Source organism: Catellatospora bangladeshensis (genome assembly GCF_016862575.1).
In the GTDB taxonomy this organism is placed as follows: domain Bacteria; phylum Actinomycetota; class Actinomycetes; order Mycobacteriales; family Micromonosporaceae; genus Catellatospora; species Catellatospora bangladeshensis.
The window spans coordinates 14,549-25,788 of the sequence record NZ_BONF01000041.1; the positions used below are offsets into that span (position 1 = coordinate 14,549).

Consider the following 11,240-nt stretch of genomic DNA (forward strand, 5'->3'; position numbering starts at 1 on the left):
AACGCTCTACGTAGAGGAAGGGCACCTTCTTGACCTCCGCACGCGCGCGGCGCTGCGAGATGCGGAATTCGAGGCCGATAGGGCTTCAAGATGCGGAATTCGTGGTAGCGTGCGCCGATGACTGGCATTGACCGCAGCCGGGTCGAGGCGCTGGTGAAGCGCGAGCGCGACCGTTATCACGCCGATCACCCCGGTTCGCGGCGGGTGCACGAGCAGGCCGGGCACCTGTTCGGCCGGGTGCCGATGACCTGGATGAGCAAGTGGGTGGGCGGGTTCCCGCTGGCGTACGCCACCGCGCACGGCAACCGCGTCACCGATGTGGACGGCCACGAGTACGTCGACTTCGCGCTCGGCGACACGGGCGCGATGGCCGGTCACAGCCCCCGCGCGACGGTCGCGGCCGTACAGCGCAGGATCGGCGTGGACGGCGGCATCACCACCATGCTGCCGACCGAGGACGCCGAGTGGGTGGGCGCCGAGCTGACCCGCCGCTTCGGCCTGCCGCGCTGGTCGTTCACGCTCAGCGCCACCGACGCCAACCGGTGGGCGGTGCGCCTGGCCCGCCTGGTCACCGGGAAGCCGAAACTGCTGGTCTTCTCGTACTGCTACCACGGCTCCGTCGACGAGACCTTCGTCGTGATCGGACCGGACGGCCTTCCCGCGAGCCGCCCCGGCAACGTCGCGCCCGCCGTCGATCCCACCACGACCACCCGCGTGGCCGAGTGGAACGACCTCGCAGCGGTCGAGCGGGAACTGGCGCACGGCGACGTCGCCGCGATCCTGGCCGAGCCCGCGCTCACCAACATCGGCATCGTGCTGCCCGAACCCGGTTTCCTGGACGGGCTGCGCGAGCTGGCCACCCGGTACGGCACGCTGCTGATGATCGACGAGACGCACACGTTCTCGGCCGGCCCCGGCGGCATGACCGCGCGCGACGGGCTGCGCCCGGACGTGTTCGTCATCGGCAAGGCGATCGGGGGCGGCATCCCGTCCGGCGCGTACGGCCTGACCGAGGAGGTCGCCGACCGCGTCCACCGCATCACGGCCGCGGGCAGCGCGGACATCGTGGACGTGGGCGGCGTCGGCGGGACGCTCGCGGGCAACGCGCTGTCGCTGGCCGCGATGCGGGCCACCCTCGGCGAAGTGCTCACGGACGGGGCGTTCGCCCACATGATCAGCCTGGCCGGCGCCTACACCGAGGACGTCCGCCGGGTGCTCGACGAGACCGGCGTGCCTTGGTCGATCACGCAGCTCGGGGCACGTGCCGAGTATCGCTTCACCCGGCCCGCGCCCCGGTCCGGCGGCGAGTCCGCCGCTGCCGCCGACGACCTGCTCGACGAGTACATGCACCTGTTCACCCTGAACCGGGGCATCCTGATGACCCCGTTCCACAACATGGCCCTGATGTGCCCCGACACCTCGCCCGCCGACATCTCGTACCACACCGAGACCTTCACCCAGGCCGTCACCGACCTCCTGGCCTGACCGCTCGATCGATCATGAGGTTAGGGGAGCGACACGCCGTCGAACACGCCCCTAAGTTCATGATCAACGCACTGGGGCGGCGGGGCGGGTTTTGGTCAGCGAGGCGAAGACTACGACGTTGTTGAGGTAGTTGCGGTCCGCCGGGTTGTATGGGGGGCCGCAGGTGACCAGGCGCAGGCCTATGTCGTCGGTGCTGCCGTAGATGCGGGTGGCGGGGAACTCGTCCTTGGGGAAGGACTTGACGACGTCGACTGAGAAGACGGCTACGGAGCCGTCCAGGCGGGAGACCTCGATCTTCGTGCCGGGTTTGAGTGCGCCGAGTTCGAAGAAGACGGCGGGGCCGCTGGTGCGGGTGTCGACGTGGCCGACGATGACGGCGTTGCCGCGCTCGCCGGGGCTGGGGCCGTAGCGGTACCAGCCCGCCAGGTCGGCGTGGCGCAGCTCGGGGACCTGGAGGCTGCCGTCGGCGTTGGTGCCGACGGTGACCACGACCGCGTCCAGCTTGATCGACGGGATCTTCACGCGGACCGGCGCGGAGCGGTCCAGCGGGCGTACGCCGCGCGCGTCGGGGCGCCGGTCGGGATCGGTGAGCTGGTAGCGGGCCGAGTTCTCCAGGCTGGGCTGGGGCGGCCCGGCCGGTGCGATGAGGAACGCGGCGGCGAGCAGGCCGGTCCCGGCCAGCGCTGCGGTGGCGACGGCGAGCAGGCCCAGGCGGCCGCCGCGGCCCCCGCCGGCGCGATGGCGGCCCCGGGCGGGTGCGTCCTCAGGCGGCGTGGTGGCCACGGTACCTCCGCCGGAGCATCAGGAAGGCGCCCACGCCGGACGCCGCGAGCAGGCCGCCACCGGCGCCGAGCAGCGCCCGGCTCGGGCCCTGCGAGGTGGATCCGCCGCCACCGGCCGGTGCGCCCGTGGGCGACACGACCAGGGTGCCGGTGCCGGTCTCGCCGTCGCTGCAGGTGACGCTGAGCTGGTAGGTGCCCGGCAGCGTGGTCGCCGGGACGGTCAGCTCCGCGTTGAACGCGCCCGGCCCGCCGTCGGTGAACGGGTTGAGCGTGATCTCGGACGGCCCGCCGAAGGCCGTGCCGCTGACCTCCGCCGAGGTGGCGGTGGCGCCGCAGTACGCGGCGAGGGTGAACCGGCCGCCCGGTGCGACGGCGGACGGGTTGACGGTGACGTCGGCCGCGGCGTGCGCCGCCGGCGGCAACGCCAGCGCCGCGAGCGCGGCACCGGTGGCTGCGGTCAGCACCGCTCGCCGAAGAGACGTACCCATGGCTGTTTCCTCCGTGGTCCGAGGATCGTCTGGGTACTACAAAAGCACTCTTTACTGGACGGAGCTCACGTTTTGCTGGAAGTGATCGAGATCGGGATCGACTCGATCCAGGACGGCGGCATCGGGGCCTCAGACCCCACCAGACCTGCGATGATGCGGGTACGGGAGAGCGCCGACGCCGGCCACGGCGTGTACCCGTCGGTCAGCACGATGACGAAGTGCGGCGGCTCCGGCACGGCCAGCGCGGCGCTGATGCCGACCCGCATGTCGGTGCCCCCGCCGCCCGCCAGCACCACCTCGCCGACCGTGGACACCCGCCGCGCCGCGTGCACGTCGGCGTCGCAGGCCAGCACGGCGACCCGGTTGCCGCGTACGCCCACCGCCCGCAGCACGCCGCCCACCTCGGCCAGCACCGCGGCCAGGTCGTCGTCGGACATCGAGCCGGACGTGTCGATCACGATGGCGACCCGCGGCAGCGGGCGGCGCAGGCTCGGCAGCACCACCCGGGGCAGCGCCGCACCCCGCCGCGAGGGCCGCTGGTACGTGTAGTCCACCGCGCCGCCCGCCCAGGCCGCCGCCTCGCGCACTGCCCCGGCCAGCGCCTGCCGCCAGTCGACGGTCGGTTCGAGGACCTGCTCGGCCCAGCGCTGCCAGCCCGCGGGCACCTTGCCCCGGCTGCGGGCGTGCGCGCGTACCGCCTGCGCGGTCTGCCGCCGGATCGCGTCGGCCTCCACGCCGCGCACCGCGGCCGGGCCGGTGCCGTCCTGCTCCCACGGCCGCTGGTGCCCGTGCGCGCCGGACCCGCACTCCACCGGCGGGCAGTCGCACGGCGTGCCGCTCTGCCCGCCCTGGCTCTTTCCGCCCGCGCCGCACACCCCACGGCAGCGCGGGGTCGGCGGGATCGACGCCAGGTACTGCTCGAACAGGCCGCCGGTGGGCAGGCCGTACAGGGACGGCTCCATCCGGCCCTCGGGCAGCGGCAGGCCGTCCGCGATCAGGTCGTCGTTGATCTCGCAGTCCTGCGCGATGTTGAGCCGGTGGTGGTCGGCGCGCTGCTCGGCGGTGAGCCGGTCGGCCCGGCCGTGATGGTCGCGCAGCAGGTGCGCCACCTCGTGGATCCACACCCCGGCCAGCTGCTCGACGGACGTGTCCGCGACGAAGCGCGCTGAGACGTAGCAGCGCCAGTGCCGGTCTACGCCCATCGTCGGCACCCGGTCGCTGGGCACGATGGTCAGGCTGTAAAGCGCGCTGGCCAGGTACGGCCGCTCGCCCGCCGCCCGGAAGCGCGCCGCCAGCAGCTTCGTCCGGTCCAGCGGGACGGCCTCGCCCGCCGGACGGCCCGCCGCCTCGCTCATCGCGCCGCCGGGAGCATCCCGGACAGGCTCAGCACCTCGACGAACGCGTCGATCGCGGGCGGCACCGGCCAGTTCGTGTCCCGCAGCGCGGCCAGGTCCAGCGCGGCCCGCGCGGCGACGTCGGGCACGCCCGCGTCGACGGCCTTGGCCAGCACCACCCAGCCCGCGTCCCAGCGCTGCTGCGTGGTCCGCCCCTGCACCGCCGAGACCACCGCGGTGAGGAAGGCGAGCTGCCGGTCCCCGCGCTCGGGCAGCGCGAACGCGTCCGGGTCGGCCAGCACCCGCTCCGGATCGGGCAGGTCCAGCTCCTCCAGGTAGGTGCTGATCTCCAGCCCCGCGCCGTCGCCGACCGCGCCGATCAGCGCGGTGGCCAGCGCGTCCCGGCCGGTGTCGGTGGCCAGGTGGAACGCCAGCAGCCGCAGCGCCATCTCCCAGCTGCGCGGCGACGGCCAGGCGCCGCCCCGGCTGTCGGCGTCGCCGGGCAGGTGGTGCACCAGGCCGGGCCGGGCGGTCAGGAAACCGGCGATGGTGCCCCGGGCGCGGGCCACCGCACCGGGCATCCGGGACGGGTGCACCGTGGGCACCTCGATCGCGGGCCAGGTGCCGGCCAGGCCCCGGGCGACGGTGCGCGGGTCGTGCGTCCAGTGCAGGTGCACGAACCGGTTGGCCAGCGGCGGGCTCAGGTGCCAGCCGTCCGCCGCGCTGGCGGGCGGGTTCGCGGCGGCGACGATGCGGATCGACGCGGGCAGCTCCAGGCTGCCGATGCGCCGCTCCAGCACCACCCTCAGCAGCGCCGCCTGCACCGCGGGCGGCGCCGACGACAGCTCGTCGAAGAACAGCAGGCCACGGCCGGTGCGGGCCAGGCGCACGGCCCAGTCCGGGGGCGCCATCGGCACGCCGTCACGCGCCGGGTCGTCGCCGACGATGGGCAGCCCGGCGAAGTCGGACGGCTCGTGCACGCTGGCGATCACCGTCTCCAGCGGCACGCCCAGCCCGGCCGCGAGCTGCTGCAGCGACGCCGACTTGCCGATGCCCGGCTCGCCCCACAGCAGCACCGGCAGGTTCGCCGACACGGCCAGCGCCAGCGCCTCGACGCGCGGGTCCGTGGCGGGCTCGCTGCGCCAGGCGCGGGTGGCCGCGATCAGCTCGTCGGCGGCGGCCAGCGGGTCGTGCGGTGCGGTCATGCCTCGATCCGTTCGTCCACGTACTTCTTGATCAGGGCCAGGTCCGGATTGGGCTCGTCGTCCTCGGAGCCCTCGTAGTAGTCCATGGCCTTGTACTCGATCAGCTCGGCCACCGAGGTGCCGTTGTCGTCCTCGGCCGCCGGGTCGGCGCCCGCCTCCAGCAGCGCCCGCACCAGCGACGGCGTGCCCACCCAGCCCACCGCGACGTGCAGCGGGGTGCGCTGCCGGTGGTCGCGGGCGTCGACGGGCAGGCCTGCGGCCAGCAGCCGGGGCAGCAGCCGCTCGTGGTCGAGGCAGCGCAGCAGGTGCAGCAGCGTCGAGCCGCGGCCGTCGCGCACGAACGGGTCCAGGCCCGCGTCGAGCAGCTCCAGCAGCGTGTCCGTGTCGCCGTGCAGGATGGTCTGCATCAGCTCGCGGCGCTGCGCCTGCAGCTCGCGCGGCAGCCGGGTCTTCCCGTCGTGCCAGCCCTGCTCGGCCGCGAAGCAGCCCGCCACCTTGCCGCCCAGCGCGCGCAGCGTCTGCTCGCGCTGCACCTCCTCGGCGGTGTGGTCCAGCGGGACCAGCCGCCCGCCGCTGTTGTCGACCCGGTGCCAGTCGCCGCGGCAGCGCACCTTCACCGGCCCGAACGCCGGGCGGCGCGGTGCGGCCGGCTCGGGCGCGGCTTCGGGAAACAGCGCCGCACGCACCAGCGGGTGCAGCTCGGCGGGCGTGATCAGCCCCGCGCGCAGCAGCTCCAGATCCGGGGGTACGCGGTGGACCGGCTCGGCCAGCGAACGGGCGTCCGCCCGGCGGTGGTCCTCACCGGTCATCCGGACCCGCACCGTGTCGCCGTCCGGGGTGAGCAGGAAGCCCAGCCGCCAGTCCGCGGAGAGCAGCACGCTCTCGACGCCGTGGCGCCGCGCCAGCTCACGGGCCGCCGGTGCCAGCGCGATCAGGTGCAGCCGCTTGGCCAGCACCAGCTCGCGGGTGACCTCGTAGTAGCTGTAGCGGGCGTTGGGCAGCGTCTCGTCCAGGTCCATCCCGGCCTCGCGCCACGCCCCGGCCAGATCGCCCGCGGCCTGCCGCGCCGCGGCCCGTTCGGCCCGCGCGGGCGGCTCGTCGCCGACGGCGGCGGCGTAGGCGTCCACCGGCACGGGCGTCCCGTCCGCGGTGAGGAAGGGCAGCCGGGACGTGCTGCCGCCGTACGCCCGCCGCAGCCCAGCCGCCTCGTCTGCGTGCCACAGGTAGCCCGGCAGCTCGGTCGCGGGCGTGTCGCGCAGCGGCGCGATGGTCAGCCGCAGCCGCTGCGAGCCGTCGACGGTCTTGGGCAGCTCGACCTGCAGCGCCACGGTGTCCGGGGCGACCCGCTCGACGCGGGGCGCGAGCGTGAACGTCAGCCCGGTGGCGAGGCTGGTGCGCCCGCCCAGCGCCCGGGGGAGGTGCCAGCGCAGCAGGTCCGGCGCGAAGCCGGCCAGCTCGTCCGCGATCCGGTCGGCCGTCTCTGAGCCATAGCGCAGACGCACAGCCGCCAGGTCCACATCGGTGTCGACGCGGGCAGCGGCGCACGCCCCCTGCCAGTCTCCGGCCTCGCGTCGCGCGGCGGCTTCGGCGGTCATTCGGCCGGGCACGGCGTAACGGCGTACCCGGTGCCAGGTGGACAGTTCGGCGGACTCGGTCATCGGATGCCTCCGTGGATACTCCGGCCTTCAGACCGGAGAGGAAACGGAGATCCTGCGGAGCAGGGCAGGAGAAGCCGGTTCGCCGCCAAGGCGCATCCGGCGCCCGCCGGTGTCGCGTGAGGGAACAGGTGTGCTAATTTGTTGCGGCCTGGCCGGCGAGAACCAAGCCGGCCGGGCCTACCGCCGGGCTGGCGGGAAGTCAGGTCTGTGGAGCCTGTGTAAGACCGATGGGCGGCACACCGCTCCTTGCTGGTAACCCAGGTCGGCAACGGGCTGCGAAGCAGAAAGCTCGACCCGCGAGGGTCGAGTCCCGTTGCCTCAGCTGCGGGAGATGTCAACGGTACACGCTCGCGATCGCACTGATGTCGGGGTGGGGCGGCTCGGCCGGGCCGAGGGTGGCGCCGGCCAGCCGCCGCAGCCGCCGCGGCACGCCGCCGTTGATGCCGAGGTAGCGCAGCGGCAGGTCGTCGGTCAGGGCGGCGAGCAGCAGCTTCGCGCCGCGCCCGCCGATGCCGGTGAAGCGCAGGTCGAGGCGGTGCAGGCGGCTGCCGGGCAGGGCCGCCGCCAGGGCCGCGGCGCCCTCGTCGCCGACGGTGTTGGGCAGCGCGCCCAGCGCCCGCTCCGACGGCGGGCGGGCCAGATCGAGGGCGTGCCAGGCGGACAGCCGGACGGCCAGCGCGGCGGCCCCGGCCGGGCTGAGGCCGTTGCCGCCCAGGCCCAGCGTCATGGGCAGCCCCTCGACGGCCTCGGCCAGCGCCGCCGCGCCGGTGTCGCCGAGGTGGTTGGCGGCGAGGTAGATCTCGCGTACCCGGCCCTCGCGGGCGATCGCGGCCAGCGCGGGCACCGCGTCGGGGCGCAGCCCGTTGCCGCCCAGGAACAGCCGCTCCAGCGGCGCGGGCCGGGCGGCGAGGACGCCGGCCAGCTCGGCCAGGCCGTGCCGGGTGAGGCCGGTGTTGACCAGGTCCAGGGTGCGCAGCGTGGTGTTGGCGGCCAACGCCGCGCACAGCCGGGACACGCCCGCGTCGCCGATCGGGTTGCGCTTGAGCCACAGCGCCCGCACCGTGCCGTCGCTCGCGAGCCGGTCGGCCAGCGCGCCCGCGCCGTCGGCGTCGATGCGGTTGCAGCCCAGGTACACCGTGCGCACGTGGTGTCCCGGGGCGAGCGCGTCGGCCACCGCGCGGGCGCCGTCGCTGCCCAGGCCGTTGGTGCCCAGCAGCAGGTGGCTGGCGTGCGGGAAGCGTACCGCCGCCTGCACGATCCGGGCCGCGGCCAGCGGGCCGAGGCCCTGCTTGCACAGGTCCAGGCGGCCGTCGGGCTGCAGCGTGCCGCGCGGGTAGTCCTCGGTGCCGGCCACCGCCGCGGGCTCGGCCAGCCGGGCCAGCAGCGCGTCGAAGTCGGCGGGGTCGGCCAGGCCCGCCTCCGGATGGGCGATGGCGGGGCAGCGCACCGGGTTCGGCTCCGGCTCGGTCACCATGCGGTCTCCCGGTAGTCCTTGAGGAACGCCCCGTGCACCGGGTCGCCCCGCTCGGCGCGCACGATCGGGTCGTACACGCGCGCGGCGCCGTCGATGACGTCCAGCGGCGGGCGGAAGCCGGCCGCGCGCTGCGCCTGCTTGTCCGGGTGGGGGCGCTCGTCGGTGACCCAGCCGGTGTCCACGCTGTTCATCAGGATGCCGTCGCCGTGGAAGTCGGCGGCCAGGGTGCGGGTCAGCATGTTGAGCCCGGCCTTGGCCATGTTGGTGTGCGGGTGGCGCTCGGTCTTGTTCGCCCGGGAGAAGCTGCCCTCCATCGCCGACACCTGCACCACGTGCCGCACCGGGTGCGGCGCGGCGGCCAGCAGCGGCCGCAGCCGGGAGGTCAGCAGGAACGGCACGAACGCGTTCACCACGTGCACCTCCAGCCACTCGCGCGGGCTGACGTCGGCGGCGTGCAGCGTCCAGCTGTTGACGTCGCGCAGGTCCAGCGGCTGGCCGGTCTCGTCGGTGCGTCCCGCCGGGAACAGCGCCTGCGCGAGGTCGGGCAGCACGAGCGCGGCGTCCGTCCCGGAGCGCGACGCGGTGACCCCGACCGCCGCGGCCGGGCCGGTCAGCGGCAGCGCCTCGTCCGCGCGCACCTCGCGGTGGTACGCCGGCGGCCGGTGCAGGGTCTGGGCGGCGTTGTTGACCAGGATGTCGAGGTGGCCCCAGCGGCGGCCGACCGCGTCGACCAGGTCGAGCACGGCGCCCAGGTCGAGGAAGTCCACACCGTGCACGTGCAGCCGCCCGGACCAGTGCGGGAAGTCGGGCACCTGTGCGAAGCGGCGTGCCGCGTCACGCGGGAAACGCGTGGTGACCAGCACCTCGGCGCCGTCGCGCAGCAGCTTCAGCGCGGTGTGGAAGCCGATCTTCACGCGGCCGCCGGTGACCAGCGCGAGCCGGCCGGTGAGGTCGCAGCGGGCGTCGCGGCGGGCGCGGTTCTCCGCGGCGCAGTCCGGGCACAGCTGGTGGTAGTCGGCGTCGACCTGCCGGAACAGCTCCTTGCACACGTAGCAGCGGCGCGGCCGGTGCAGCAGCGGGCGGGCGGCGGGGGCGTCCCCGGCGGGCAGGGCCAGGGCTGGCGACGGGATCTCGTCGTGGAAGCGGGTGGCGGTGGCGAGCAGCCGCCGGTCCTGCTCCTCGCGGCGGGCGGAGCGGTCGGCCTTGCGCCGCTTCTTGCCGCCCCGGTGGGCCGCGGTGACGGCCCGCTCCACCGCGAGCGCGGCGTGCTCGTCGAGGCCGCCGTCGGCGGCCGCGGCCAGCACCCGCAGGCACGTCTCCACATCGGACGGGGTGACCGGCCCGGGGGAGGGCGCCGCGGGCACGCGCACCGCCGGCACGTCCGTGCTGCTCGGCGGCATGCACCCTCCCCAGGTCGGCTCAGGCGGCGAGACCGGTCGGATTCGAACCGACGTCCTCCAGCTTGCAGTCAAGGCGCGACGACCTCTGCGCTACAGCCTCGCCGCGCGGCACACTACCCGACCCGGCCGACAACATCGCGCCCGCCCGGCGTGACCCGATTCGCGGTGCGCGCCCTTACGTCCACAGTGGACGCGTGGTGGGGGAAACGGCTGGTGGAAAACATAAAGCGCCCGTCTTGGCAACCACGGGGGAAGTCGCCAAGACGGGCGTCACGATCGAGCATAGCGCTACCGCCGCGCTTTGGCCACTCCACCCCGGCCATCTTCGCGAGAGTGCCATCACACCGCCATGGCGCAGGTAGCGCCCATTTCTCTTAGATGGCGGTCACTTCCTGGGCCCATCCTCGGCGGCGGCTGTAAAGATCCTGACCGGACTGTCAGGACCACACCACACCGATGGTCTCGACGATCCGCGCCGCCTGAGCCCGCCCCGCCCGTGCCGAACCGGCCCGGCGCGACGGGTCCAGCATGTTGCGCCCGATCGCCGCGCGCGAGTCCCGGTCCGGGCTGACGAGGGTGACCCGCGCCCCGTTCGCGCGTAGCTGCTCGGCGTGCCGGGCGGCGCTGGTGACGAGCCCGCCGCCGGCCGTCACGGGGGCGATGATGACCACCCGCTCGTGCCCGTCGGCCAGGTCCGCGTTGGTGGCCGAGCGCATGCCGCCGTCGATGTACCGGTGCCCGTTGACCGCCGCGGGCGGCCACACCCCCGGCACGGCGCAGCTGGCCGCGACCGCGTCGATCAGCTCCACTCCGCTTTCCCGGTCGAACACGGTGAACTCGCCCGTGTGCGCGTCCGAGGCGGTGATCAGCAGCGGCTGCTCCGGCCACTCGGCGACCGGCAGCCGGGAGGCGATGACCGCCTTGCGCTCCTCCGGGGTCATCGACGCGGCGGCCAGCGCCAGCGCGCCCAGCCGGGCCCGGTACTGCTCAGGGGCGCGGCTGCGCAGCATCGCCCACCCGTACGCCAGCAGCGTGCGCGTGGTCAGCCTGGCCGCGACCTCGTCGATCGGGTCCTCCAGCTGGGTCTGGTAACGCTCCTCCAGGCTCGGCTCGGAGGCCAGCAGCGAGCCGACCACCGACCCGGCCGAGGTGCCGATGAGCAGGTCGGCCGTGCTCAGGTCGACGCCGGCCTCGGCCAGCCCGGCGAGAATTCCCAGCTCCCACGCGATGCCGGTGAACCCTCCACCGCCCAGCACCAGCGCTCTGCCCTTCACCGCAGCCTCCCTGTCGCCCCACACCCGCACGACGCCGCCGGGAACTTCGACGGTACTCCGCAAGAAGCCTTGTTGAGCTGCTTATACCCGGTGACGGGGCGATCCACACCGGCAACCGGCTTTCCGGACCCGCCGTCCCA

The 11,240-nt window shown here is 74.6% G+C and carries 9 protein-coding genes and 1 tRNA gene; 1 reads left to right on the forward strand and 9 read right to left on the reverse strand.

All coding sequences use genetic code 11. The annotated features are described in order from the left end of the window. The first annotated feature begins 117 nt into the window (after positions 1–117). Positions 118–1,485, forward strand: coding sequence for a transaminase (locus Cba03nite_RS30605; protein WP_203753671.1), 1,368 nt, complete (start codon positions 118–120; stop codon positions 1,483–1,485). Between the two features lie 63 nt (positions 1,486–1,548). On the opposite strand, the gene Cba03nite_RS30610 is transcribed toward Cba03nite_RS30605, so the two are convergent. From Cba03nite_RS30610 to Cba03nite_RS30650, 9 genes are all read right to left on the reverse strand, one after another. Continuing rightward, positions 1,549–2,268, reverse strand: coding sequence for a class F sortase (locus Cba03nite_RS30610; protein ID WP_239126124.1), 720 nt, complete (start codon positions 2,266–2,268; stop codon positions 1,549–1,551). Beyond that, positions 2,249–2,755, reverse strand: coding sequence for a hypothetical protein (locus tag Cba03nite_RS30615; RefSeq protein WP_203753674.1), 507 nt, complete (start codon positions 2,753–2,755; stop codon positions 2,249–2,251). Before Cba03nite_RS30615 ends, Cba03nite_RS30610 begins: the two co-directional genes overlap by 20 nt. 65 nt (positions 2,756–2,820) lie before the next feature. Beyond that, positions 2,821–4,110 carry a vWA domain-containing protein gene (locus Cba03nite_RS30620; protein ID WP_203753676.1) on the reverse strand — a complete coding sequence of 430 codons (1,290 nt, stop codon included), beginning with the start codon at positions 4,108–4,110 and terminating at the stop codon, positions 2,821–2,823. Continuing rightward, complete coding sequence (locus Cba03nite_RS30625; protein ID WP_203753679.1) at positions 4,107–5,294, reverse strand: AAA family ATPase; 1,188 nt, start codon at positions 5,292–5,294, stop codon at positions 4,107–4,109. Before Cba03nite_RS30625 ends, Cba03nite_RS30620 begins: the two co-directional genes overlap by 4 nt. Further along, positions 5,291–6,952, reverse strand: coding sequence for an ankyrin repeat domain-containing protein (locus Cba03nite_RS30630; RefSeq protein ID WP_203753682.1), 1,662 nt, complete (start codon positions 6,950–6,952; stop codon positions 5,291–5,293). The genes Cba03nite_RS30625 and Cba03nite_RS30630 overlap by 4 nt, the downstream gene beginning before the upstream one ends. Positions 6,953–7,286: 334 nt before the next feature. After that, on the reverse strand, positions 7,287–8,426 hold the full coding sequence (locus tag Cba03nite_RS30635; protein WP_203753685.1) for a leucine-rich repeat domain-containing protein: 1,140 nt from the start codon (positions 8,424–8,426) through the stop codon (positions 7,287–7,289). Then, complete coding sequence (locus Cba03nite_RS30640) at positions 8,420–9,826, reverse strand: SDR family NAD(P)-dependent oxidoreductase (protein ID WP_203753688.1); 1,407 nt, start codon at positions 9,824–9,826, stop codon at positions 8,420–8,422. The genes Cba03nite_RS30635 and Cba03nite_RS30640 overlap by 7 nt, the downstream gene beginning before the upstream one ends. Positions 9,827–9,853: 27 nt before the next feature. After that, positions 9,854–9,926: transfer RNA gene (locus Cba03nite_RS30645), tRNA-Cys, on the reverse strand. 337 nt (positions 9,927–10,263) lie between these two features. After that, positions 10,264–11,100 (reverse strand): patatin-like phospholipase family protein, encoded by an 837-nt coding sequence (locus Cba03nite_RS30650; protein ID WP_203753691.1) that lies wholly within the window; start codon positions 11,098–11,100, stop codon positions 10,264–10,266. Positions 11,101–11,240: the final 140 nt, after the last annotated feature.

Bases quoted from the DNA above. Each gene is read 5' to 3' on its own strand.
- Cba03nite_RS30605 (WP_203753671.1), top strand. From the start codon at position 118: ATGACTGGCATTGACCGCAGCCGGGTCGAGGCGCTGGTGAAGCGCGAG.
- Cba03nite_RS30615 (WP_203753674.1), bottom strand. From the start codon at position 2,755: ATGGGTACGTCTCTTCGGCGAGCGGTGCTGACCGCAGCCACCGGTGCC.
- Cba03nite_RS30620 (WP_203753676.1), bottom strand. From the start codon at position 4,110: ATGAGCGAGGCGGCGGGCCGTCCGGCGGGCGAGGCCGTCCCGCTGGAC.
- Cba03nite_RS30625 (WP_203753679.1), bottom strand. From the start codon at position 5,294: ATGACCGCACCGCACGACCCGCTGGCCGCCGCCGACGAGCTGATCGCG.
- Cba03nite_RS30630 (WP_203753682.1), bottom strand. From the start codon at position 6,952: ATGACCGAGTCCGCCGAACTGTCCACCTGGCACCGGGTACGCCGTTAC.
- Cba03nite_RS30635 (WP_203753685.1), bottom strand. From the start codon at position 8,426: ATGGTGACCGAGCCGGAGCCGAACCCGGTGCGCTGCCCCGCCATCGCC.
- Cba03nite_RS30640 (WP_203753688.1), bottom strand. From the start codon at position 9,826: ATGCCGCCGAGCAGCACGGACGTGCCGGCGGTGCGCGTGCCCGCGGCG.